Genomic DNA, 22352 nt, shown 5'->3' with positions numbered 1-22352 from the left:
GAAGTCGGTCGTGCGTCAATTCTGGACTAGACCACTCCGTCTGTCCATAAGATGATGCCCTCAGATCATAGGTCGTCGGAGGCCTTCGCGGGACCTTGATGGCGGTGCCCGCCATGAGCGCGGGTACGCTCATTTGCGTGCCCTCCATGAACGAACTCGTACGCCAGCACACCGACCTCGATGATTCCGATCTCGAGTGGCTCCATCTGCTGGTGTCGGAGTGGCAACTGCTCTCCGACCTCTCCTTCGCGGACCTTGTGCTGTGGGTTCCGACGAGGGACGGGACCCGCTATGTGTCGGTCGCTCAGATGCGGCCCAACACCGGTCCGACCTCGTACCAGGACGACATGGTCGGCCACCTGGTGCCGCGCGGCCGCCGCCCGATGCTGGACGCCGCACTCGACGAGGGCCGGATCGTCCGGGAGGGCGACCCGGAGTGGCGCGAGGAGGTCCCGGTGCGGGTCGAGTCCATCCCGGTACGCCGTGCGGGCCGGGTACTCGGCGTCATCGCCCGCAACACCAACCTGCTTACCGTGCGGACCCCCAGCCGCCTGGAGCTCACTTACCTGCAGAGCGCCTCCGACCTGGCGCAGATGATCGCGGCGGGCAGCTTCCCCTTCCCGTCCGAGCAGGTGGACATGGACGCCTCGCCGCGCGTCGGCGACGGCCTGATCCGGCTCGACGCCGAAGGCGTCGTCCAGTACGCCAGCCCCAACGCGCTCTCCGCCTACCACCGGCTCGGCCTGGCGGCCGACCTCGTCGGCCACCACCTGGGCTCGGTCTCCACGGAGCTGGCACCCTCGCGGACCAAGAGCCATGAGGCGCTGGTGACCGTCGCGGGGGGCAAGGCGCCGCGGGAGACGGAGATCGAGGGCAACGGCGGCGTCATCCAGATGCGGGCGATCCCGTTGAGCCCCAAGGGCACGCACAGCGGCTCCCTGGTGCTGCTGCGGGACGTGACCGAGCTGCGCCGCCGGGAGCGCGAGCTGATCACCAAGGACGCCACCATCCGGGAGATCCACCACCGGGTGAAGAACAACCTGCAGACGGTCGCGGCGCTGCTGCGCCTGCAGGCCCGGCGGATGGACTCCGACAAGGGCCGGGAGGCGCTGGAGGAGGCGGTGCGCCGCGTCGGTTCGATCGCGATCGTGCACGAGACGCTCTCGCAGAACCTCGACGAGTGCGTGGAGTTCGACGAGATCGCCGACCGTGTGCTGGCGATGGTCGCCGAGATCTCCCCGGGCAGGGTCACCACGCGCCGTACCGGCCGGTTCGGTGTCCTGACGGCGGAGGTGGCCACCCCGCTGTCGATGGTGCTCACCGAGTTGCTGCAGAACGCCCTGGAGCACGGCTTCGGGCCGGGTGAGCAGGGCACCGTCGAGGTGGCCGCCGAGCGCCGTGGGCGGAGCCTGAGGATAGCGGTGCGGGACGACGGGCGCGGTCTGCCCGCCGAGTTCGACCCGCAGCGGGCGGGCAACCTGGGGCTGCAGATCGTACGGACGCTGGTGGTGGGGGAGTTGGGCGGAACCTTCGACATGGTCCCGGCCGAGGGGCGCGGCACCAAGGTCGTCCTGGAACTCACCCTGGAGGACTGAGGCCCGCCCTGGGCCGGAGGGCGGGAACGCCGGAGCCCCGGCCGCTCGGGGAGCGGCCGGGGCTCTTCGCGTCGCGTCGCGATGCTGCGCGGTCGGAGGTGCTGCGCGCTGCGGCTCGGGGGTAAGCGAGTGCGTCAGGCGCTGGCGTTGCGGGCGCGGTTGCGGGCGGCGCGGCGCTTCATCGCGCGACGCTCGTCCTCGCTGAGACCACCCCACACGCCGGCGTCCTGGCCGGTCTCCAGCGCCCACTGCAGGCACTGCTCCATCACGGGGCAGCGGCGGCAGACGGCCTTGGCTTCCTCGATCTGCAGCAGCGCAGGACCGGTGTTGCCGATGGGGAAGAAGAGCTCGGGGTCTTCCTCGCGGCAAACGGCGTTGTGACGCCAGTCCATGGCTGCTCCATCTCCTTGTGTTGCACAGGTGTTGCTTGTGAATGTGAACGCTTTCACGAATCCCCCGACACGACACGGGACATCGCCCAGTCTCCTGGGGCGGTCCCGCTGGGAAGTGGTGAGGATTCCGGCTACCGACGACGGCCGATGAGCGGCTCTCCCGATCGCCAGGAAGAGCCTCGCAAACCTGGGCTGCGGATACAACCCCTTCCGGAAAGTTTTTTTTGAATCCTCGGTGTCGGCTCCGTCACAGCCGTACTTCCATGGGGTGCAGGGCAGTCTAAACGTTCGAGTGAAAGGACTTTGTGTCCTTCTGCTTACACAATCACCCGCAGTGCACGGCGAACGCCTGTGAAGGTTGCGCTGATTCGCAGTCCCAGGTGGTCTCCGTCCACCTGGAAGGGCAGGGGCACCTGCGAATGCAAGGTGAAGTCCGTCAGATCGTGCAGGGAGGCCGCGTGCCTGCCCTCGGGACCGCGCTCCGGCGTCGAGCGCAGCAACTGGGTGGCGTAGCGGGCGACCGCGGCGGTGGACAGCCGGGAGAGTCCGAGCACGTCGAGGGCGGTGTCGAAGGACGCCCGCGGAGAGGCGTAGACGGGGCGGTTGCCCAGGTAGGTCCACGGCGCGGTGTTGCAGATGATGGCCAGCACCAGGTCCGTCACCGGGTCCTCGCCCGGCCGCTCCAGGGTGATCGTGCCGGCGCGGCGGTTGGGCTCGGTGAGGAACTGGCGCAGGACCTGGCGTATGTAGAGCGCGTGGGTGGAGCGCCTGCCGTGTTCGCGCTGCTGTTCCACCCGCCCCACGACACCCGCGTCGAAGCCCAGCCCGGCGCAGAAGGTGAACCAGCGCGCCGGCACCCCCTCGTCCTCCGTGCCCGGGGTGCCGCTCACCAGGCCCAGGCCGACCGTGCGGGAGCGGCGCTCGCGCAGCGCGTCCAGCAGCGCGCCGGTGGCCTCCACGGCGTCGTTGGGGAGCCCCAGGGCGCGCGCGAAAACGTTCGTGGACCCGCCGGGCACCACGGCGAGCATCGGCAGCCCTTCCGGGTCGGGGCCGTTGTGCAGCAGGCCGTTGACCACCTCGTTGACCGTGCCGTCCCCGCCCAGGGCGACGACCAGTTCGGTCTCCCCGCCCTCCGCGGCCTGGCGCGCGAGGTCGCGGGCGTGGCCGCGGTACTCGGTCGCGGCGACCTCCAGATCCAGATCACTGGCGAGCGCGTGCGCGAGGACGTCACGGGTCCGGGCGCTGGTGGTGGTGGCGGCTGGATTGACCACGAGAAGGGCGCGCATGCCCGCCAGCGTACCTACCGGGCGGTACCGGGCCGCACCCCTGGTGGCCCGGGCACGGCGGCTACCCTGCTGGGGTGAGTGGCAACGAGAGGCCCGCGACGCAGCCGGGCCGTACGCGCCGCCTCGCGGCGGCGGCCGCGGTCGCGGCACTGGAAGGAGCCGCCCTGGCGGCCTGGGGGATCGCGATGCTGGTCCTGGGGCTCGTCGGTGACCCCGACAGCCCGCGCCAGGCGGAGGCCGGGGGCGTGACCGTCCTCGCGCTGGCGGCCATGCCGCTGGCCGCCGCCTACGGTCTGTGGCACGCGCGCCGCTGGAGCCGCGGCCCCGCGCTGATCATCCAGCTCGTCGCCCTCCCCGTCGCCTGGACGATGGTGCAGGCGGACGGCGTCATGACCGCCGTGGGCGCCGCCCTGGGCGCGGCCGCCCTCGCCGAGCTGGTGCTCCTGGTCCATCCGTCGGCCACCGAGGCCCTCGGGATCGCGCGCACGGCCGAGCGGTGAACCGCGGCGCCCGCCGGGCGCCGCCTCACCCCCGCCCGCTCGTCACTCCTCGACCAGGAGCTTGTCGCGCAACTGGGCCAGCGTGCGGGCCAGCAGCCGGGAGACGTGCATCTGGGAGATGCCGACCTCCTGGGCGATCTGCGACTGGGTCATGTTGCCGAAGAAGCGCAGCAGCAGGATCTTCTTCTCGCGCGGCGGCAGCTGCTCCAGCAGTGGCTTGAGCGACTCCCGGTACTCCACGCCCTCCAGCGCGTCGTCCTCCGCGCCGAGGGTGTCGGCGACGGCCGGCGACTCGTCGTCGGTGTCGGGCACGTCCAGGGAGAGGGTGCTGTAGGCGTTGGCGGACTCGAGGCCCTCCAGGACCTCCTCCTCCGTGATTTTCAGATGCTCGGCCAGCTCGTGCACCGTCGGGGCGCGACCGTGCAGTTGGGAGAGCTCACCGGTCGCCGTCGTCAGGGCGAGCCGCAGCTCCTGCAGGCGGCGCGGGACGCGCACCGCCCAGCCCTTGTCGCGGAAGTGCCGCTTGATCTCGCCGACGACGGTCGGGGTGGCGTAGGTGGAGAACTCCACCCCGCGCTCCACGTCGAAGCGGTCCACGGACTTGATCAGCCCGATCGTGGCGACCTGGGTGAGGTCGTCGAGCGGCTCGCCGCGGTTGCGGAACCGCCGGGCGAGGTGCTCGACCAGCGGCAGATGCATGCGGACCAGCCGGTTGCGCAGCTCGGCGCGCTCCGGGGAGCCCGGGGGGAGCTTGCTGAGCTCCACGAAGAGCGCCCTGGCCCCGGCCCGGTCATGGGCCTCGGGGCGCCCGTGCTGCTCCTGCCGGTGCTCCTGCTGCTCCTGCGCCATGCGATCCGCCTGATCCGTCTGCCCGGCCGAGTCACTGCTCCCGAGGCCGGCCACCGGTCCGGTGCCGGGATGCGGCCGCGCCTCGTCATGCCGCGCCGCAGGGGCGGGTACGGGGCGGCCCCGCACCCCTGGGGCGCTGCCTTCCAGATCGTTCATGACGATTCCCCCGTTACAGCTGTCCCGGTCCGGCACCGCGCTTCTTGTGCAGGGCGATGCTCACGGTCTTGTCGTCGGCCACGCTGGAGTCCACCTCGCCGGCCAGTGCGGACAGCACCGTCCAGGCGAAGGTGTCCCGCTCCGGGGCGCGGCCGTCGGTCGTGGGCGCCGACACGGTCACCCACAGCGCGTCCCCCACCAGGCGGAAGACGCAGCTCAGTACGGACCCCGGGACGGCCTGCTGGAGCAGGATGGCGCACGCCTCGTCCACGGCGATGCGCAGATCTTCGATCTCGTCGAGGGTGAAGTCCAAGCGGGCCGCCAGCCCTGCCGTCGCCGTACGCAGCACCGACAGGTAGGCCCCCGCCGCGGGCAGCCGGACCTCGACGAAGTCCTTCGACCCGGGCTCGCCTGCGATCTGGGACACCCTCACCTCCAAGGTGGCACACGCACTGCCCTCATCGGCATTGCACTGATCTGGTTCGGTTCGCCAGCGACGCTATCGCGATCCGTACCCCGGTGTCGCCCGGACGGAGCACGGTCGCCGCCGCGAATGAGCCCTGACCCGGCACCTCGCGGCTGTCACCCATAGTAGGCGCTTCGGCACGCAACGTGGCAGTCGGTCGATGGACTCAATTCGAAAGAAATGTCGCTTTGTTGACACGTGCCTGCTCAGCGAGAGCACGAAGGGGTTCGCCGGTCAGTCTCTGCACCGTCCATTCGTCCTGGGGACGGGCCCCCATCGCACGGTAGAAGGCGAGGGACGGCTCGTTCCAGTCCAGCACGGTCCATTCGAAGCGTTCGTAGCCCCGCTCGACGCACTCGGCGGCGAGTGCGGCGAGCAGTGCCTTGCCGTGGCCGCCACCGCGCGCGTGGGGGCGCACGTACAGGTCTTCCAGGTAGACGCCGTGGGTGCCGGTCCAAGTGGAGAAGTTCCGGAACCACAGCGCGAAGCCCACGGGCACGCCCAGGGCGTCGTCCTCGGCGATGAGTGCGAAGACGGCCGTTTCGGGGCCGAAGAGCGCGTCGTGGAGCTGCTGCGTGGTGGCCCGCGCGCTGTCCGGCTCGCGCTCGTACTCCGCGAGCTCGCGGATCATCGCGTGGATCTCGGGGACGTCACCGGGGGTCGCGGCTCGGATCATGCCAGCAAGGCTAACCGGTCGGCCGTCCGGTCACGACGGCCGCGACCGTCGTCCCGGGCGCGAAAGCGCCCTCGTGCGCCAGCGAGAACAGTCCGTGCAGCATCTTCGCGACGTAGACGCCGTCCGGGACGAAGCCGTGCCGCCCGCCGAAGTCCTCCGCGAACGCCCGCAGCTCGGCCGGGACGCGGGCGTAGCCGCCGTGGTGGAAGCGGTCGTCCAGCAGCCAGTCGCCGCGCGGCCCGCCGAAGGCCGCCTCCTGGAGCCGGCGTATCTCCCGGGCCAGGAAGCCGCCGCCCTTGAGCACCGGGAAGCCGATGGCCCGCTGCCCGGGGCCCAGCCCTGCCGCCAGGCCCGCCAGGGTGCCGCCCGTCCCGCAGGCCACGCCCACGACGTCCGCCCGGCCGCGCAGCTCCTCACCGAGGTCCGCGCAGCCGCGCGCGGCGAGCGCGTTGCTGCCGCCCTCGGGGACGACGTAGGCGGGGCCCAGACGCTCCAGGAGGGCCGCCAGGACCTCCGGCTCGTCCTTGCGCCGGTAGGTGGTCCGGTCGACGAAGTGCAACCGCATGCCGTCGGCGGCGGCCTGGGCGAGGGAGGGGTTGAGCGGACGTCCGGCCAGCTCGTCGCCGCGCACGACGCCTGTGGTGGCGATGCCGAGCAGCCGGCCCGCGGCGGCGGTGGCGCGCAAGTGGTTGGAGTAGGCGCCGCCGAAGGTGAGCAGCCGGCGGTGACCGCCGTCGAGGGCGGCCCGCAGGTTCGGATGGAGCTTGCGCCACTTGTTGCCGGGCAGCTCGGGGTGGATCAGGTCGTCGCGCTTGACGAGCATCCGGACGCCGCGTGCGGTGAGTCGCTCGTCGTCGTGCAGTTCGACCAGCGGGGAGGGCAGGCGGACGTCCGGTATCACCTGCCCATTGTCGCGGTCACCTGGGGGAGAGGTGGACGCGGTACCCCTGGTGGTAGCTGAGGCCCGGCAGCGGCCGGGAGGGCCATGCGCGGGCGTAGGCGGGGGGTTTCCCGGACGGTGGGGTGAGGACGGCGACGGGTTGGGTGCGGGCGAGGCGCAGGATGCCGTCAGGGGTCATGTTCTCGTTGTTCCCGGCGGTCTGGCCGGAGGCGCAGCGCGCCTGGTAGCCGACCGGCGTGGCCATGGGGCCGGTGACCAGGCACGGCGGACGGACGCCCAGCCGGTCGAGCTCCACGGCGATACGGACGTAGTCCTCGTTGCCGATCGTCGAGATGCGCACCGCCCGGTGGAGCACGATCTGCTGGGTGACGAGCTGCGCGAGCACGACGGCGACCACGGCGCCCGTGACCGCCGGGCGCAGCGCCGGCCGGACCCGGGCGGGGAGCAGCACGAGGCACTGGGCGGCGGGCAGGGCGAGCAGCGCGTAGGCCGGGAGCAGGAAGCGCGGCGCCGCGTAGTCGATGAGCACGAGATAGGGCAGCGCCAAGGACAGGCCGCACACTGCGGGCAGACACCGCGCCCCGGGCGCCTGACCCTCCCGACGCGGCGCGAGGGCGACCCCGGCCGCCACCAGGACGGGCAGGGCGAACCACCACACGGCGTCACCTTTGTGCTGCCAGACGGCGTCGCAGGGGCGGCACAAGGTGTGCGAGGCGTCCAGGGTGCTGAGCTGGTCGGCGAAGGCCAGGTGCCAGCCCAGGCCGCCCTCGATCGCGTTCGCCCGGTCCATCCGGGCGAGGATGCCGCCGTACGAGGTGAACGCCTCGACGACCCACTGGGCGCCGCCCAGCAGCACCCCGGCGGCGATGACCAGCAGCAGTGCCACGCGGCGCCGCCCGCGCAGGAAGAGCGCGGCGACGCCCAGCGGCAGGGCCAGCCAGGCGGCGTCGTGCGGCCGCAGCAGGGTCAGCACGGCGAACGCCGCGGCCAGTCCGGCGAACGCGCCCCGGCCGGTGTGCCCCGGCGCCGCCGCGCGCAGGTAGCAGCCCACCGCGATCAGCGCCACCAGCGCGACCCACAGGTTGGGCATCGCCTGGGGGCCGTACAGCAGGGTCACCCACAGGCTCGTGAAGAGCAGCCCGGCGAGCGCCACCACCTTGGTGCCCAGCAGCGGCCGCCACAGCCACAGGGCCAGGAACAGCGCCGCGCCCGACAGGACCGCCAGGTAGACGCGGAGGGCGAGGGTCGACGTGGTCAGCAGCGCCACGGGGGCCACCAGCGCCGGCACGCCCCGGGAGCGGGGCGCGCTGAAGAACGCTGACGGGATGTCGGGGGAGACCTGGCTGACGTAGACCGACTCGTCCCAGCCGAGGCCCATGCCGGGCGCCACGACGAGGAGGAGCTGGACCACGGTGAAGAGCGCCGCCAGACAGGCGAGCAGAAGGACCTCGGAGTGCGGGCGGCTGCGCGGCGGCGCGGCGTGTCGCGCACGGGGCCGGGCATCCGGTGACGTCAGCTCATGCGTCGTCGCCATGTGGGTCATGGCAACAGGGGGCACGAGTGCGATCAAGGCGGCGCGCCGCTCCCGGCGGGCGGCGGGGCCGGTGGGGTGACGGCCGGCTGGGCGCGTCCGCCCGGGCCGGGTCCGGACTCGGGGCGCGGCGGGGTACGGAGGGCTGCCGGGGAGGTCCGCCGCCGCGCCACCGGAGCGGCGGGCCGGGCTCCACGGGCGCGGACCCGCCGCCGCGGCGTGGTGCGGCGTCCGGGTTTCGGGCCGGTGGTTCGCCCTGTCGCGGCGTCGGCCGTGCCCGCAGGCGTGGGCGTGCGGGCAGGGCGTGGTCCACCAGGGCCGGCAGCGGCTGCTCCGCCCAGATCACCTTGCCCGCGCCGGTGTACCGGGTGCCCCAGCGCTCGGCGATCTGCGCGACGAGGAAGAGGCCGCGGCCGCCCTCGTCGGCGGTGGCGGCGTGGCGCAGGTGCGGGGAGGTGCTGCTGCGGCGGGGTGCGGACTCCGGGGCCGGGGTGTCCGGCGGCGGTGGGCGGGCGAGGCCGCGGTCAGGGGCCGGTGGAAGGGGCGGCGTCCGGGTTTCGGGCCGGTGGTTCGCCCTGTCGCGGCGTCGGCCGTGCCCGCAGGCGTGGGCGTGCGGGCAGGGCGTGGTCCACCAGGGCCGGCAGCGGCTGCTCCGCCCAGATCACCTTGCCCGCGCCGGTGTACCGGGTGCCCCAGCGCTCGGCGACCTGCGCGACGAGGAAGAGGCCGCGGCCGCCCTCGTCGGTGGTGGCGGCGTGGCGCAGGTGCGGGGAGGTGCTGCTGCCGTCGGACACCTCGCAGGTCAGGGTGCGGTCCAGCAGCAGCCGCACCTTGATGGGGGCGGAGCCGTAGCGGATGGCGTTGGTGACCAGTTCGCTGAGCACCAACTCCATACCGAACGCCAGTTCCGGCAGCCCCCACTCGTCCAGCTTCTCCGCCGCCGCGGCCCGCGTCTCCGCCACCGCCGCGGGATCGACGGGCACGTCCCACTCGGCCACATGGCGGGCGGGGATGGCGCGGGTGCGGGTGATGAGCAGCGCCACGTCGTCCTTGGGCCGGTCCGGCAGCAGCGCCTCCAGGACGGCCCGGCAGCTCTCCTCGGGCGGCCGGTCCGGGTGCCCGGCCAGGGCCTGCCGCAGCATCTCCATGCCGACGTCCAGGTCACGGGTGCGGTCCTCGATCAGCCCGTCGGTGTACAGGACGAGCTGGGTGCCCTCCTCCAGCACCAGCTCGGCCGTCTGGAACGGCACGCCGCCCAGGCCCAGCGGAGGCCCGGCGGGCAGCTCGGGGAAGTCCACGCCGCCGTCGGGGCGGACCAGGGCGGGCGGATGGTGCCCGGCCCGCGCCATCGCGCAGCGCCGCGAGACCGGGTCGTAGATCGCGTACAGGCAGGTCGCGCCCATCACGCCGGCTCCGACACCGGTGCCGGACTCGTCCTGGTCGATGCGCCCGACCAGGTCGTCGAGGTGGTACAGGAGCTCGTCGGGCGGCAGGTCGAGGGTGGAGAAGTTGTGCACCGCGGTACGCAGCCGCCCCATCGTGGCGGCGGCGTGCAGCCCGTGGCCCACGACGTCGCCGACGACCAGCGCCACCCGGGCGCCCGGGAGCGGGATCACGTCGAACCAGTCGCCGCTGACGCCGGACTGCGCGGGCAGGTAGCGGTGCGCGACCTCCAGCGCGCTCTGCTCGGGAAGCGCGCGCGGCAGCAGGCTGCGCTGCAGAGTGACGGCCAGGGCGTGCTCACGGGTGTAGCGGCGTGCGTTGTCGATGTTGACCGCGGCCCGGGCGACCAGTTCCTCGGCCAGCGAGAGGTCGTCCTCGTCGAAGGGCTCCGGCTTCTCCGAACGCCAGAAGCTGGCCGTGCCCAGCACCACGCCGCGCGCCTTGAGCGGGGCGGCGATCAGCGAGTGGATGCCGTACTCGACGACGCGGGGGGTGCGTTCGGGATCCTGGGCGAGCCAGCCCTGGTCCTCGGAGAGGTCGGCGACGATCTCCGCGCGGCCGCTGCCGAACCCCCGTGCCTGGGGGGTGGAGGGCAGGAAGTCGATCAACGTGCCGAGCGGGTAGAGCGGGGCGTCGGAGCGGATGCCGGCCACGGCCGTGCGGCGCATCCCGGAGCCGGCGACGCCGCTCGGCTCCTCGCCGCGCAGGACCGGGTCGGCCAGATCGACGGTGACGAAGTCGGCGAAGCGCGGTACGGCGACCCGGGCCAGCTCCTCCGCGGTGCGCACCACGTCGAGGGTGGTGCCGATCCCCATGCCGGCGTCGTAGAGCAGCCTCAGGCGCTCTCTGGCGGCTTCGGCGCGGTCGGACACCGCCTGCAGCTCAGTGGAGTCGCGCAGGGTCGCGATCGTGCCCTTGGGGCCGTCGTGGCCCTTCGTGGGACGCTGGCTGACCGCGAGGAGGCGGTCACCGGAAGGGAGCACCTCGTCGGTGGCCACCCGCCCGGAGGCCAGCAGCTCCACCGCGCCGGGATCGAGCCCCGGCAGTTCGGGGATCCGCCGCCCCTCGGCGTCCGGGGGGAGGTCGAGCAGGCGCTTGGCCTCGTCGTTGGCGAGCAGCAGCCGCCCGTCGCCGTCGACGATGAGCACACCCTCCCGCACGGAGTGCAGCACCGTGTCGTGGTGCTCGTACATGCGCGCCATCTCGGCCGCGTCCAGGCGGTGGGTCTGCCGGCGCAGCCGCCTGGCCACCAGGGCGGTGCCGCCCATGGCCACCGCGAGGGCGGCCGCGCCGGAACCGAGGATGATCGGCAGCTGCCTGGCGACGACACCGGTCACGTTCTTCACCTTCATGCCGGCCGACACCAGCGCCACGACCCGCCCGCTCGGGTCGTCCGCGCGCTCGAAGACGGGCACCACCGCCTGGACCTCGTGGCCGAGGGGGCCGTGCACGCTCTCGATGTGGATCCGGCCCTGCAGGGACGGCCCGATGGCGCCCACGAACCGCTTGCCGATGAGGGCCGGGTTCGGGTGCGTGTAGCGGATGCCGTCGGTGTCCATCACCACGATGAAGTCGACCTCGGCCTCTTTGCGGGCCAGTTCGGCGATCGGCTGGAGGGTCCGCGAGGGGTCCGGCTCCTTGAGCACGTCGTCCAGGCCGGGGGCGCGCGCGAAGGCGCTCGCCGCCGCGATGGAGCGGTTGACGGCCTCGCGCTCGCTGTCGTGCCGGGACTGCAGGACGACGGCGATCACGCCGCACGCGACGAGCAGCACGACGATCGCCACCTGCAGGATGAAGACCTGTCCGGCGACGCTGCGCGACCTCTTCTCGGTCACTGACCGCATGGCTGTGCCCCGAATCGGTCGAAAAAGTCGACCACGCGACATTTCTAACACTGCCCGGAGCGGCGACGCTGTAGCCGCCGTGTCCCGGCCCGTCCCGGCCCGTCCCGGCCCGTCCCGGCCCGTCCCGGCCCGTCCCGGCCCGTCCCGGCCCGTCCCGGCCCGTCCCGGCCCGGGGCGACGGCGGGTGCCGGGGCCGGGCGCCTCGCCGCAGGACGGGATGCGGCGGCGCCCCGGACGGGCCGGGCGACGCGTGGTGCCGAGGCGGGACGGAGCGGGCCGCGGAAAGGGGCTGTCGCGTCCGGGCACGGCGTGGAACCGCCGCCGTAGGATGAAAGCGGGCCGTCGGCGAGACCGCGGGAGGCCGCCATGGACAGGACGAGAGTGACCGGTCGCCGCTACGTGCTCTACGGGTTCGCCGCGGCGGTCGCGGCGGTGGTCGCCGTCTGGCTGGGAGCGCCGCTCGGCGCGATCTTCATCCTCGCCGTGGCCCTGATGTGCCCGTTGCTGATGCTCCTGATGCTGCACACCCTGCGCGTGAACGCCCTGCGCGGGTCCGACGCGGACCGGCGGCCCGTCGTCGAGGCCGTCGACAGCGCCGCGGGACGCCGCCGGGGCCCGCAGTCCGGCGAGCGGCCTCCCGGGGGGTAGGTCCTGTGGCACGGGGAGGGCGCGGGGGGCACCGGGAATGGCGCAGGGAGGTCCGGTGGAAGCCCGCCGCAAGGGCGCGCCCTCGAATTCCGCGCATACCGTTCACACGTTCCGCCGGTCGTGGTCGGTGTGCGGCGCGGCACACCGCTTCCGCGACCTCGGCGCAGCATGCATATATCTGCTGTCGACGCGGTGAGAGTCAATGGCCGTGCCGTTGTGCCATGTGATCGGAGAGGCCAAAAGCGGCCAGTTCCGTGCAACCGGGTTGCAGGCGCCTTGATCGCCCCTAGATTCCGTCCGACGCGACCGGGGGAGGGCGTGACGTGCCGCGCCCCGGGGCGTTGAAGGTACGGGTTCGGAGAAGGGAGGGCGGTTTTGGCGTCGCCGGACGAAAGTGCCCCGGGGAGCGCGGGACCGCCGTGTGGATTCCGGGTCGCGGACCGCCTTCGCGGACGGACCCGGTGGGGCGGACGGGCGTGGACGGGGCCGCGTCGTGTCACCCGCGATCGTTGGACGACTTGTCCAATGACATTGGACGCTAGCGTCCATCTCGCGCCGTGGCAAGCACTTTGCGGCACTCGGCTTCGGCCAATGTGGCACACCGGGGTGAAGGCGCAGGTGAGGGGGCGTGGATCCGGGGCCGGCGGAGGGGGCCGCTGTAGACTCGATCTCACCCGGACGGGTCAACCGACGTGCTAGCAGGAAGAATCCATCCCGTGGTGAACGCACTGCAGGAACTGATCAAGCGCCGGCTGGAGCAGCGGGGTTGGTCGTACGGCGATGTGGCGCGGCGCGGCGGTGTCCCGCGGTCGACGGTGCATCACCTGGCGACGGTGGCACGGGTGACCCGGATGCCGCAGCAGGCCACGCTGGAGGGTCTGTCGCGGGGCCTGGAGCTGCCGTTGGAGGCGGTGCGGCGGGCGGCGGCGGAGGCGTGCGGGATCCATCTGTACGTCGAGGACGACGCCGGCGCCGCCTCCGACCCCGAGGTCGCCACCCTCATCGCCAGCGTCCGGCAACTGTCCGAGGCCGACCGTCGGCATGTCGCGGCCCTCGTCGAATCGCTCCTCCGCGGTTCCACCGAGCCCCGGTCGCGGACGGAGTCGGAGTCCGGCTGACCCGGCGCGGCGCACGCCGGCGCAGGGAACATCGCACCGCCAAACGCCGCTCGGCGCCTACAGCGGTCGGCCCGGTCCGTCTGGTGCAGCAGTGTGCTGATGTGGCTGTTGCCACCGTCCGGTGACCGGTACGAGATGTCCGGTCGGCCGTGCCCAAGCCGTCCCTGACGGGGCGTGTGGTGGTGAAGTAACCCAGAACGGACAAGGAGCGGGGAGCGCGGGGATATTCTCTCCACTCTCGGGACGAGTTCGCGGACCCGATGCCTCCGGTGAGAGGGGTGCACGTGCTTGTCGTTCACGGGGCGACCGCCACAGCCGTCGTCCGCCACCGGAGCGGAGAACCGGTGGTCCTGCTTTCCGGCGAACTCCCCGAGGTCCTCACTCCGGCCGCCCTTGACGAACTGCTGAATCTCGCGGCGGCCGTCCTCACCTCCGAGGAGACGGCTCTCTTCCGCCGCTGTCTGACCGCGCTGCGCTGCGGGGAGAAACTCCGGGAACACCGCATCGAGATCGACGGCGCCGTCCTCACCGTATACAGCAGTTGAACCGCGCGGCGGCCTCGCCGGACACGCGCGGAGGTGGGCCCCCGGGAGAATGCCCTTCCCGGGGGCCCACGTCATGACGGCGGTTCAGTAGCGGTAGCGGCAGTCGCAGTCGAGTCGGTGCCGGCTGAACCCGAAGCGGTCGTACCGCTGGTGCGCGAAGCCGTGGCCGTGGCCCCGGCCGCGGTCCCGGTGGCCGTCCCACCTGCCGTAACCCCACAGGCGTGGCCCGCAGCGCCCGTGGTCCCGGTCCCAGCGGCCGCGGTCCCGGTCCCAGCGCCCGTGGTCCCCGCCCCATGGGCCGGAGCCGGCGTTCCGGTAGGCGGCGGACGCGGAATGGGACGGGGTGGCCGACGCCGTCGCCGTCAGGGGGACGGCCATGGCCACCGTGGCCAGTGCCGCCGTCGCGGCAGCGCGAACGAAGTTTCTCACCGCGTTTCTCCTCACACTCGGTGAATTGCCGGTTGGCCCGCCAGACGTTACTCGTGACGTGTGCCGCATTCATTCCGCCGACGGGGGAGAGGCGGCCGAACGGGCGACTGCGGGGCAATTGCGGGGTTTTTACCGAAAAACGCTCCTGACCTTTGCCGTCAGGTATTCGATGAGTCCCTGCCGAGACCCCCGGGAAACACTCTCCAGGGTGATCCTCATACGGCATGTCGTGCGGTGCCGCGCGTTTTTCCAAATGCCCCGGAAAATGCGATGCCGAAAAACTCGGAATATGGGTCGGCTCAACCGCTGTACACCGTGAGGACGGCGCCCTCGATCTCGATGCGGTGTTCCCGGAGTTTCTCCCCGCAGCGCAGCGCGGTCAGACAGCGGCGGAAGAGAGCCGTCTCCTCGGAGGTGAGGACGGCCGCCGCGAGATTCAGCAGTTCGTCCAGGGCGGCCGGAGTGAGGACCTCGGGGAGTTCGCCGGAAAGCATGACCACCGGTTCTCCGCTCCGGTGGCGGACGACGGCTGTGGCGGTCGCCCCGTGAACGACAAGCACGTGCACCCCTCTCACCGCGCGCTCGGTGGGCCCGAACGCCTCGGGGGTCGAGAGGATAGCCACCGGTTCGTCGAGCTTCGCCCCCTTCTGTCGGGACATCCCCACGTCGGGCAGGGGGCGGATTGACCCGTTCGAGTGATGTCCGGGGGCCGGGGCCGTCGTCCGGGGCGGCCCGCGCCGGCTCCCTCACCTGCCGATTCCCTTGTCCCGTGGCTGCGTTGACGATCGTCCGGTGCGTCATGCCGCTTGCCGGGGCCGCGGTGCGCGGCTACTGTCCAACGCCGTCAGACAGATCGTCCGGTGCTGATGGACGCCCCGTCGGGGTCCGTTCCCGTCCGCACCCCTCGTCCGAAGGATCCCCCATGCTCGACATGCGTGAGCTGGACACCGAGTCCGCGGAGCTGCTGCCCGGCCGCGAGGCCCTGGGCAAGCTCAAGTTCAACTTCGTCAAGACCACGCACGTGACCAAGCACGTGGCCCACGTCAACGCCCACAACGAGTCGCTCGCCGGCAACGAGTGCTCGCCGTACGCGGTCGCCCAGTCGCAGGCCACCCAGGCCATCACCGTCCGCCAGTAGTCCGCGACCCGACCTCCTTCCGCACACCGAGAAAGGCATCCCTCCATGAACACCGACCAGCTCGACGCCGAGTCCGCGGAGCTGCTGCCCGGCCGCGAGGCCCTGGGCAAGCTCAAGTTCAGCTTCGTCAAGACCACGCACGTGACCAAGAACATCGCGCACGTCGACGCCCACAACGAGTCGCTCGCGGCGAACCAGTTCTCCCCGTTCGCGGTCGCCCAGTCCGAGGCCGTCCAGGCCATCACCATCCGCCAGTAACAACGCCCGTACGCGTGCGGACCGCGCCCGTCGCGGCGCGGTCCGTCCCGGGAGGAAGAGCAGGATGGTGACGGAAAGTCACATTGCGCACCGCTTCGGCCCCACGGACACGGCGGTGTACGGCGCGGACGTGGGGGACCCTCCTCCCTGCGACACGGGTTTCCCCGTCCCGCGGCTCGGCGCGGGCCTGCAACTCCTCGGCGAGTACAAGGGATCGGGGACCACCGAACCCCGGTACATCGTCCGCCGGGGGGACGGGCAGGTCGTCCAGCTGAGCCGGCTGCTGTACCTGGTCGCCCGCGCCATCGACGGGCGGCGCGACACCGAGGCCGTCTCGCACCGGGTCAGCGGGCGCTTCGGCCGCGAGGTCAGCGCCGAGAACGTGCGCTACCTGATCGAGAACAAGCTCCAGCCGCTGGGCGTGACCGTGCCCTTCGGGCAGGAGGACGACGAGGTCACCGGGCCCACCGCGGACCTCCTGCTCGTCCTGAAGGGCCACCGGGTCGTCTTCCGCGAACGGCAGGTGGCCCGGATCGCCCGCTCACTGGCCTGGCTGCACCGGCCGCTGGTGGTGGCACTCGTGCTCGCGGCGGCGGTCGCCATGGAGATCTGGCTGTTCGCCCTGCACGGGGCGATGACCCCGGTGCTGCAGGTGCTGGAGCAGCCGGTGCTCATGCTGGTGGTGTTCGCGCTGACCGTCGCCTCGCTCGTCTTCCACGAGTTCGGGCACGCCTCCGCCTGCCGCTACGGAGGCGCCCGGCCCGGGGCCATCGGCTGCGGCATCTTCCTGATCTGGCCGTCGATGTACACCGACGTCACCGACGTCTACCGGATCGGCCGGGGCGGGCGCATGCGCACCGACCTGGGCGGCGTCTACTTCAACGTCGTCTTCATGCTGGCCCTGGCCGGCGGCTACTTCGCCACCGGGCAGTCCTTCTTCCTCGCCGCCGTCTACCTCGCCCACTTCGAGATCATCGAGCAGCTGATGCCGGCCGTCCGGCTGGACGGTTACTACATCCTCGGCGACCTCGCCGGCGTCCCGGACCTCTTCGGCAAGATCAAGCCGATCCTGCGCAGCATGCTGCCGGGCCGTCCGGTGCCCCCCGAGGTCGCCGACCTCAAGCGCTCCGCCCGGGCCATCGTCACGACCTGGGTCCTGACGATGGTGCCCCTGCTGCTCGCCGAACTCGGCTACGTGCTGTGGAACCTGCCGCGTCTGCTCGAGACGAGCCTGCGGTCCCTGGTCGAGCAGCTGACCGGGACGGGGGCCGCCTTCGCCGACGGCCGCTTCGCCGCCGGAGCGGTCGGGGTCATCGGCAGCCTCATGCTGATCTTCCCCCTCGCGGGGGCGGTGTACCTCTCGGTGCGCCTCGGGGGCCGGCTCGTCCGCTACGTCGTGCGGGCCACGGAGGGGAACCTGCGGCTGAGGCTCCTCATCGGCGGGGCCACGCTGGCCGGAGCCGCGGCGCTGTGCGCCGCGTGGATGGGCGGGATGACCCCCAAGCCGCTTCCGCCGCAGCCCCCGATCGCCCCCATCCTGCAGCCCGGAGTGCCCGAGCTCCGGCCCGTGCGGCCGGTCGCCCCCGCACCGCTGCCGAGCGCCAGCACACCGCCGGTGACGGGGGCCGCGGGCGAGCCGCCGGCGACCGGTCCCGCATCGCCCTCGGCACCCCCGTCTCCCTCGCTGTCGCCGTCCGCCTCCCCCTCGGCCTCCGCGGGCGGCAGCCCCTCACCGTCGAAGCCGCCCAGCCCACAGACCACGCGGAGCGAACCGGAGCCGAGCGGCACCACCACGGCCACCGCCACGGCCACGGCCGGGCCGAGCCCGTCCGCGACCTCGCCCACCGCCTCGCCGTCGGAGTCCGAGACGCCCTCCGAGCCTCCCGTCCCGAGCTTCACCGTGACCTTCCCCGCGCCGTGGCCGACCTGACCCTCCAGTGCCGAACCGCGGGCCGACCCGGCACGTCCCGCACGTGCCGGCCGGGTCCCTTGGGACCCCCTTCCCCCGACCACCCTTCCACCCGTACAGGAGAAGTCCGTGACGCACCGCAAGCCCCGCACCAGCACGGTGGGCCGCAAGGCCGTCCGGCTGGGCGTGCTGACCACCGCCGGCCTCGTCGCCCTGGCCACCGCGGCCCCGGCCGGCGCCGCACAGGGGTCGCACATCCCCCGCAGCGTCGGCACCGCCGTGGACGAGGCGCACACCCTCGCCAACCGGGCGCATCCAGTCCAGTACGACGAGGAGTTCTCCCTCCGCCAGTTCGGGCCGCTGGTCGCCGCGACCGCGCACAACCGGGCGGTCGCCGCCTCCGTGGGCTGCTCGCCCTCCCGGCCGTGCCGGTCGATCGCCCTGTCCTTCCAGATCGTCACGACCTCCGGTGTCGACCTCCGGCGGATCAACGCTACGAACATCAGCCGGGCCGTCAACCAGCACTGCACCGGCTGCCAGACCTTCGCCGGCGCCTACCAGTTCGTCGTGGCCACCCCGAGGCCGCTCACCCTGAGCGCCCGCGACCGCGACCGGCTCGCCGACATCCGGCGCCGGGTGGCCGAGCTTCGCAGGTGCGGCGACCCGGTGACGGAGATCGAGCGCCGTGCGGACGCGCTCGCCGCCGAGGTCAGGGCCGTACTCGACCGTGCCGCGGCGGCCGTTCCGGCGGGAGCCGGCACCGGCCCGCTGCGGGAGTTCCGGCCCACCGTGACCATGAACCGCCACGTCAGCTGACGCCCCACCGCTTCCGGGCCGGGGGCCCGTCCCTCACCTCCCCAACCCCAGACGGGTCCCCGGCCCGGGACCACGACCGGCCTTCCGGAGGCATCACGTGCCCAGACGCTATCCACCCGAGCTGCGCCGCAAGGCCCTCGACCTGCTGGCGGCCGGCGAGCCCGTGAAGAAGGTCGCCCTGGACCTCGGGCTCGGCGACCAGACGATCTACCAGTGGCGGCGCACGCATCTGCCGCACCTGGGCAGGCCGCGGAGCTCACCGGTGGACACCGCCGAGCTGACCGCGGCACGCAAGCGCATCGCCGAACTGGAGACCGAGCTCGCCGTCCACCGCCGGGCGACCGAGCTGCTGCGCGATGTGGTGTCCCCAAAAGACGATTCGAGGCCGTGCGGGTGATGGCCGGGGAAGGGCTTCCGATCCGGACCGCGACGCGCGTCCTCGGCATCTCCGAGTCGGGGTACTTCACCTGGCGCAGCCGGCCCCCCTCGGCCCGGGCCACCCGCCACCAGTGGCTGACGGACCTCATCGCCTCCATCCACGCCGACTCGCGCGGCACCTTCGGATACCGGCGCATCCACGAGGAACTCACCCTGCGGCACGGCGTCTCCATCAGCCACGGCACCGTGGAGCTGCTCATGCGCCGCGCCGGGCTCCAGGGCCGTCCCGGCGTGCCCGACCGGCTCTGGGTGACCGACGCCGTCGAACTCGCCACCGGTCAGGGCGACCTGCTCTGCGTGGTCGTGCTCGACGCCCACGCCCGCCGGCTGATGGGCTGGAGCACGGGCTGCGCACCGGCCGCGGCGGTGGCGGCCGACGCCCTGAGCAGGGCCGTCCTGCGGCACTCCGTCCATCCGGGGCCGCGGCCCGAAGGGCGCTTCACCACGCTCGTCTTCACCGAGCGGGCCCACGCCCACGGTCTGGCTCCCCCCACCGGCCTGGTCGCCGGCCGGAACGACCACGCCCTGGTCGGCGCCTTCTGGGCCCGGGCACGGACGGAACTCCTGGACCACCGCCCCTGGCAGAGCCGGCTCGAACTCAGCACAGCCCTGTCCGACTACTTCGAGGGAAACCGAGGTTGACCATGGACCGACCGACACCCCCGCTGCCGATCTCCTCCCTGCTGCGCTCCCAGATCCGTCCGGGGCAGACCCTGCCGCCCACCCAGGCGCACCAGATCATGCTGCACTGCGCACTGGACGCCGCCGGAGTGCCGGTCCGCCGCGACGACGCGAACGCCGTCGCCCGGATCGCCGAACTCGACTACGCCACCGTCGACGCGGTCATCGGCTGGCTGCGCGTCGTGCGACCGGCGGCGTGCTGACGGGAGGGCACCAGGGCGCGTCGCGCTGGGCCGGCGGCACGGGGACGGTACCGCGGCACGGCACCACCCCGCCCGGTCGCTCCCGGCCGCGCCGGTGCGACCGCCCTTCGGGCTGTCCGCATACGACAGCGCCCGGTCCCCGCGGGCCCTCGTGGGGCCGCGCGGACCGGGCGCTGTCGCCGACGGCAGGTCAGGCCTTCTTCGTCTCCTGGAAGATGGCGTCGATCTGGTCGATCAGCTCGAGCAGCTTCTGGCCGGTCGCCGGGTCGGTCGAGGCCTTGGCGGCGCTGCCCGCCTTCAGCGCGTCGTTGAAGAGCTGGTGCAGCTGCGGGTACTTCTCGAAGTGCGGGGCCTTGAAGTAGTCGCTCCACAGCACGGACAGGTGGTGCTTGACGAGCTCCGCGCGCTGCTCCTTGATGACGATGGCGCGGGCCCGGAAGTGCGGGTCCTCGTTGGCCTGGTACTTCTCCTGGACCGCCTTGACGGACTGCGCCTCGATGCGGGCCTGGGCCGGGTCGTAGACACCGCAGGGCAGGTCGCAGTGAGCGCTGACCTTGACCTTGGGCGCGAACAGGCGAGCGAGCATGACTGTCCTTCCTCGTGATCGTCTTTCCACCAGGGAGATTACTCCCCTGTCGAGTGGTTTTCTCGGGTGCCCCTTGGTGCTTAGGACAAAAGTCGGGTGTCACCCTGAGGCTGGGGGAGCATGGAGGAGGGGCCCCGCGCAAGCGGGGGCCGGTGCAGAACGAAGGAGGAGCGTGCCGTACCAGCTGGTCGAGGTGACAGGGCCGTCGATGGTGCCGACGCTGCGGAGCGGCGACTGGCTGCTGGTGCAGCACGTCAAAAGCGCCGCGGAAGTCCGGGAGGGGGACGTGGTGGTGCTGCGGCATCCGCTCCAGCAGGACCTGCTGATCGTCAAACGCGCGGTGGAGCGGCGGGAGGGCGGCTGGTGGGTGCTGGGCGACAACACCTTCGTGGAGAACGACAGCAGGGAGTTCGGCACCGTCCCGGACGAACTCGTGCTCGCCCGGGGGCGCGGCCGCTTCCGGCCGCCGCGCGAGGTTCAGCGCTCGGCGGCGGGTGTGGCGGGCTGGCTGGTGTCCTGCGTCAGGCCGCTGAGGGCGGACCGCTCGTTCTCCAGGCGTTTGCGGGCGCGGTAGGCCGCGACGTTGGCGCGGGTCGCGCAGCGGTCCGAGCAGTAGCGGCGGGACCGGTTGGTCGAGGTGTCGAGGTAGGCGTTGCGGCAGGTGGCGGCCTGGCAGATGCCGAGCCGGTCCACACCGAGGTCGGTCAGCTGGAAGGCCAGGCCCATGCAGGCGGTCGCGGCGTACGCGGCGGTCGCGGTGGCCGCGTGCTCGGCCAGGTGCATGTGCCAGTTCGGTCGGCCGCTCTCGTCGAGGTACTCGTGGCCGGAGATCTGCGGGCTGACCGGGAACGCCAGCAGCAGGGCGTTCAGCAGGTCGACGGCGCGCACCTCGTCGCCCTCGGAGGCGGCCTCGAAGACGCCGCGCAGCCGGGTGCGCACCGCGCGCAGCCGCTGCACGTCGGCTTCGCCGGCCCGGCCCGCGGCCAGGCTGCCCGGACCGAAGAGCTCGCGTACGGCGTCGACCGAGGTCAGGTTGTCGACGCCGCGCTCGGGCTCCTCGCTGTTCACCAGGCGCACGGCATAGTCCGAGTAATAGGCGAGTTCCACTGGTAGTCCTTACGCGTGCGCTCTATGGTCGGTAATGACTGCTTAAGGTCCAAGGGTATTACGGCAGGGCGGGGAGCCGGAGGCCCGACACCACCGCGGCGGCGACCGGGGAGCGGTCGCGCGTCCTGCTCGACACAGCGGGGGCGCCGGCCCGTGCCGAGTTCCGGGTGCCGGAGCCGGCCTGCGGCGCCGGCGGCCTCTCCGGCCGGCTGCCGCTGCGTCTCCCGGACGCGGGGTCGACCGGTGCGGACCTCGGCCCGGCGCTGACGACGATCGCCCACGGCCGCTTCGCCCGCGACCGGATCACTCTCGTCACGGCCGGTCCCCGCGACCCGGGCCGGCCGGCGCGGCCGCCGTACCGCACTCGCGACGCCGTGCCCACCGCCACCGCCCCGCACCGGCTGCGGGCGCCCGAGCCGCCGTCCCTCCGCGGCACCCCCGGCCGGCCTGCCGGGGGACGGCGGGGTCCTCCCCGACGCGGATCCCCTGCCCGACGACTCGACGCCCCGGCTGGACGCGGCCGTACGCGAGCGCGACCGGACCCGCCGCGAGCGGGAGCGGGCGGCCGGTGTCGACGACGGGGGGCAGTGGTCGGCCCGCCGCCACGGCCGAGCCGGTGCCGGCCGGTCCGGCCGGGGAGCGGTTCGCCGTCCACGGGACCCCTGCGGACGGACGGGAGCCGGCCCCGGCATGGCACGCCTCGTTCCCTCGTACGGCCGGGTGCGCGCAGGCACGGGAGGTCTGGCGTTCGGTGTCCGATGCGATCGTCCTCGGGCTGAAGTGATCCGTACCGTGCCGCGGGGGAACGCGGGAGGGGGGGGGGGGGGGGGGGGGGGG

Annotated in this window: 25 protein-coding genes and 1 pseudogene; 13 read left to right on the top strand and 13 right to left on the bottom strand. The window is 72.8% G+C overall.

Annotated elements, in window-relative coordinates:
• Positions 1-146 precede the first annotated feature (146 nt).
• The gene (locus AC3ET4_RS07600; protein WP_431947406.1) at positions 147-1595 is read left to right on the top strand and encodes a sensor histidine kinase; all 1449 of its coding nucleotides are present in this window, start codon (positions 147-149) and stop codon (positions 1593-1595) included.
• A gap of 134 nt (positions 1596-1729) precedes the next feature.
• Here AC3ET4_RS07600 and AC3ET4_RS07595 read toward each other — a convergent pair whose 3' ends face one another.
• Together AC3ET4_RS07595 and AC3ET4_RS07590 are read right to left on the bottom strand one after the other, a co-directional pair.
• Positions 1730-1987 carry a WhiB family transcriptional regulator gene (locus tag AC3ET4_RS07595; protein ID WP_018563321.1) on the bottom strand — a complete coding sequence of 86 codons (258 nt, stop codon included), beginning with the start codon at positions 1985-1987 and terminating at the stop codon, positions 1730-1732.
• A gap of 317 nt (positions 1988-2304) precedes the next feature.
• Positions 2305-3273 (bottom strand): diacylglycerol/lipid kinase family protein, encoded by a 969-nt coding sequence (locus AC3ET4_RS07590; protein WP_431947269.1) that lies wholly within the window; start codon positions 3271-3273, stop codon positions 2305-2307.
• Positions 3274-3347: 74 nt separating this feature from the next.
• Here AC3ET4_RS07590 and AC3ET4_RS07585 point away from each other — a divergent pair, with 74 nt between their 5' ends.
• Positions 3348-3773, top strand: a complete 426-nt coding sequence (locus AC3ET4_RS07585) for a hypothetical protein (RefSeq protein WP_431947267.1) — start codon at positions 3348-3350, stop codon at positions 3771-3773.
• Positions 3774-3815: 42 nt separating this feature from the next.
• Here AC3ET4_RS07585 and AC3ET4_RS07580 read toward each other — a convergent pair whose 3' ends face one another.
• From AC3ET4_RS07580 to AC3ET4_RS07550, 7 genes and pseudogenes are all read right to left on the bottom strand, one after another.
• The gene (locus AC3ET4_RS07580; RefSeq protein WP_431947265.1) at positions 3816-4778 is read right to left on the bottom strand and encodes an RNA polymerase sigma factor SigF; all 963 of its coding nucleotides are present in this window, start codon (positions 4776-4778) and stop codon (positions 3816-3818) included.
• A gap of 13 nt (positions 4779-4791) precedes the next feature.
• A complete protein-coding gene (locus AC3ET4_RS07575) occupies positions 4792-5205 on the bottom strand; it encodes an ATP-binding protein (RefSeq protein WP_319138557.1) in 414 nt (137 codons plus the stop codon).
• Positions 5206-5410: 205 nt separating this feature from the next.
• Complete coding sequence (locus AC3ET4_RS07570; RefSeq protein ID WP_431947263.1) at positions 5411-5920, bottom strand: GNAT family N-acetyltransferase; 510 nt, start codon at positions 5918-5920, stop codon at positions 5411-5413.
• A gap of 10 nt (positions 5921-5930) precedes the next feature.
• Positions 5931-6821 (bottom strand): 1-aminocyclopropane-1-carboxylate deaminase/D-cysteine desulfhydrase, encoded by an 891-nt coding sequence (locus AC3ET4_RS07565; protein ID WP_431947261.1) that lies wholly within the window; start codon positions 6819-6821, stop codon positions 5931-5933.
• 16 nt (positions 6822-6837) lie between these two features.
• Positions 6838-8355 (bottom strand): hypothetical protein, encoded by a 1518-nt coding sequence (locus AC3ET4_RS07560; protein ID WP_431947259.1) that lies wholly within the window; start codon positions 8353-8355, stop codon positions 6838-6840.
• A 313-nt stretch (positions 8356-8668) separates the two neighbouring features.
• Positions 8669-8815 (bottom strand): annotated as a pseudogene (locus AC3ET4_RS07555) (ATP-binding protein); the annotation flags it as partial.
• A gap of 61 nt (positions 8816-8876) precedes the next feature.
• Positions 8877-11639, bottom strand: a complete 2763-nt coding sequence (locus AC3ET4_RS07550) for a SpoIIE family protein phosphatase (protein ID WP_431947257.1) — start codon at positions 11637-11639, stop codon at positions 8877-8879.
• Between the two features lie 366 nt (positions 11640-12005).
• Between AC3ET4_RS07550 and AC3ET4_RS07545 the strand changes: the two genes are divergently transcribed.
• The 3 genes from AC3ET4_RS07545 to AC3ET4_RS07535 all read left to right on the top strand — a co-directional run bounded on the left by AC3ET4_RS07545 (position 12006) and on the right by AC3ET4_RS07535 (position 13950).
• Positions 12006-12287, top strand: coding sequence for a hypothetical protein (locus AC3ET4_RS07545; protein WP_431947255.1), 282 nt, complete (start codon positions 12006-12008; stop codon positions 12285-12287).
• A gap of 716 nt (positions 12288-13003) precedes the next feature.
• Entirely contained in the window at positions 13004-13405 is a 402-nt protein-coding gene (locus tag AC3ET4_RS07540) for a helix-turn-helix domain-containing protein (protein WP_431947253.1), read from the top strand.
• 344 nt (positions 13406-13749) lie between these two features.
• Positions 13750-13950 (top strand): hypothetical protein, encoded by a 201-nt coding sequence (locus tag AC3ET4_RS07535; RefSeq protein ID WP_431947251.1) that lies wholly within the window; start codon positions 13750-13752, stop codon positions 13948-13950.
• Between the two features lie 84 nt (positions 13951-14034).
• Here AC3ET4_RS07535 and AC3ET4_RS07530 read toward each other — a convergent pair whose 3' ends face one another.
• Both AC3ET4_RS07530 and AC3ET4_RS07525 read right to left on the bottom strand, forming a co-directional pair.
• Positions 14035-14379 carry a hypothetical protein gene (locus AC3ET4_RS07530; RefSeq protein WP_431947249.1) on the bottom strand — a complete coding sequence of 115 codons (345 nt, stop codon included), beginning with the start codon at positions 14377-14379 and terminating at the stop codon, positions 14035-14037.
• A 299-nt stretch (positions 14380-14678) separates the two neighbouring features.
• Positions 14679-14879: a hypothetical protein gene (locus AC3ET4_RS07525; RefSeq protein WP_488175913.1), complete on the bottom strand. Its 201-nt coding sequence runs from the start codon at positions 14877-14879 to the stop codon at positions 14679-14681.
• A 422-nt stretch (positions 14880-15301) separates the two neighbouring features.
• On the opposite strand from AC3ET4_RS07525, the gene AC3ET4_RS07520 reads away from it, so the two are divergent.
• From AC3ET4_RS07520 to AC3ET4_RS07490, 7 genes are all read left to right on the top strand, one after another.
• On the top strand, positions 15302-15517 hold the full coding sequence (locus AC3ET4_RS07520; protein ID WP_431947245.1) for a hypothetical protein: 216 nt from the start codon (positions 15302-15304) through the stop codon (positions 15515-15517).
• 45 nt (positions 15518-15562) lie between these two features.
• Positions 15563-15775 carry a hypothetical protein gene (locus AC3ET4_RS07515; protein WP_431947243.1) on the top strand — a complete coding sequence of 71 codons (213 nt, stop codon included), beginning with the start codon at positions 15563-15565 and terminating at the stop codon, positions 15773-15775.
• Positions 15776-15839: 64 nt separating this feature from the next.
• Complete coding sequence (locus AC3ET4_RS07510; protein WP_431947241.1) at positions 15840-17705, top strand: zinc metalloprotease; 1866 nt, start codon at positions 15840-15842, stop codon at positions 17703-17705.
• Between the two features lie 108 nt (positions 17706-17813).
• Positions 17814-18500 (top strand): hypothetical protein, encoded by a 687-nt coding sequence (locus tag AC3ET4_RS07505; RefSeq protein WP_431947239.1) that lies wholly within the window; start codon positions 17814-17816, stop codon positions 18498-18500.
• A 97-nt stretch (positions 18501-18597) separates the two neighbouring features.
• Entirely contained in the window at positions 18598-18897 is a 300-nt protein-coding gene (locus tag AC3ET4_RS07500) for a transposase (protein WP_431947237.1), read from the top strand.
• Positions 18897-19580: an IS3 family transposase gene (locus AC3ET4_RS07495; protein WP_431947404.1), complete on the top strand. Its 684-nt coding sequence runs from the start codon at positions 18897-18899 to the stop codon at positions 19578-19580. The genes AC3ET4_RS07500 and AC3ET4_RS07495 overlap by 1 nt, the downstream gene beginning before the upstream one ends.
• A gap of 2 nt (positions 19581-19582) precedes the next feature.
• Complete coding sequence (locus AC3ET4_RS07490; protein WP_431947235.1) at positions 19583-19822, top strand: hypothetical protein; 240 nt, start codon at positions 19583-19585, stop codon at positions 19820-19822.
• Between the two features lie 190 nt (positions 19823-20012).
• On the opposite strand, the gene sodN is transcribed toward AC3ET4_RS07490, so the two are convergent.
• Positions 20013-20408, bottom strand: a complete 396-nt coding sequence (gene sodN, locus AC3ET4_RS07485; protein ID WP_361807747.1) for a superoxide dismutase, Ni — start codon at positions 20406-20408, stop codon at positions 20013-20015.
• 172 nt (positions 20409-20580) lie between these two features.
• Here sodN and sodX point away from each other — a divergent pair, with 172 nt between their 5' ends.
• Entirely contained in the window at positions 20581-20982 is a 402-nt protein-coding gene (sodX, locus tag AC3ET4_RS07480; protein ID WP_431947232.1) for a nickel-type superoxide dismutase maturation protease, read from the top strand.
• Here the strand turns inward: sodX and AC3ET4_RS07475 are convergent.
• Positions 20886-21515 carry a CGNR zinc finger domain-containing protein gene (locus tag AC3ET4_RS07475; RefSeq protein ID WP_431947230.1) on the bottom strand — a complete coding sequence of 210 codons (630 nt, stop codon included), beginning with the start codon at positions 21513-21515 and terminating at the stop codon, positions 20886-20888. The two genes, sodX and AC3ET4_RS07475, sit on opposite strands and share 97 nt — an antisense overlap.
• Between the last annotated feature and the right edge of the window lie 837 nt (positions 21516-22352).

Source organism: Actinacidiphila sp. bgisy167 (genome assembly GCF_057707665.1).
This window is presented reverse-complemented; position numbering and strand designations above follow the sequence as displayed.

Excerpts from the sequence above, each read along its gene's own strand:
- AC3ET4_RS07600 (WP_431947406.1), top strand. The coding sequence starts at position 147 with ATGAACGAACTCGTACGCCAGCACACCGACCTCGATGATTCCGATCTC.
- AC3ET4_RS07595 (WP_018563321.1), bottom strand. The coding sequence starts at position 1,987 with ATGGACTGGCGTCACAACGCCGTTTGCCGCGAGGAAGACCCCGAGCTC.
- AC3ET4_RS07590 (WP_431947269.1), bottom strand. The coding sequence starts at position 3,273 with ATGCGCGCCCTTCTCGTGGTCAATCCAGCCGCCACCACCACCAGCGCC.
- AC3ET4_RS07580 (WP_431947265.1), bottom strand. The coding sequence starts at position 4,778 with ATGAACGATCTGGAAGGCAGCGCCCCAGGGGTGCGGGGCCGCCCCGTA.
- AC3ET4_RS07570 (WP_431947263.1), bottom strand. The coding sequence starts at position 5,920 with ATGATCCGAGCCGCGACCCCCGGTGACGTCCCCGAGATCCACGCGATG.
- AC3ET4_RS07560 (WP_431947259.1), bottom strand. The coding sequence starts at position 8,355 with ATGGCGACGACGCATGAGCTGACGTCACCGGATGCCCGGCCCCGTGCG.
- AC3ET4_RS07550 (WP_431947257.1), bottom strand. The coding sequence starts at position 11,639 with ATGCGGTCAGTGACCGAGAAGAGGTCGCGCAGCGTCGCCGGACAGGTC.
- AC3ET4_RS07545 (WP_431947255.1), top strand. The coding sequence starts at position 12,006 with ATGGACAGGACGAGAGTGACCGGTCGCCGCTACGTGCTCTACGGGTTC.
- AC3ET4_RS07520 (WP_431947245.1), top strand. The coding sequence starts at position 15,302 with ATGCTCGACATGCGTGAGCTGGACACCGAGTCCGCGGAGCTGCTGCCC.
- AC3ET4_RS07515 (WP_431947243.1), top strand. The coding sequence starts at position 15,563 with ATGAACACCGACCAGCTCGACGCCGAGTCCGCGGAGCTGCTGCCCGGC.
- AC3ET4_RS07510 (WP_431947241.1), top strand. The coding sequence starts at position 15,840 with ATGGTGACGGAAAGTCACATTGCGCACCGCTTCGGCCCCACGGACACG.
- AC3ET4_RS07495 (WP_431947404.1), top strand. The coding sequence starts at position 18,897 with ATGGCCGGGGAAGGGCTTCCGATCCGGACCGCGACGCGCGTCCTCGGC.
- AC3ET4_RS07490 (WP_431947235.1), top strand. The coding sequence starts at position 19,583 with ATGGACCGACCGACACCCCCGCTGCCGATCTCCTCCCTGCTGCGCTCC.
- sodN (WP_361807747.1), bottom strand. The coding sequence starts at position 20,408 with ATGCTCGCTCGCCTGTTCGCGCCCAAGGTCAAGGTCAGCGCTCACTGC.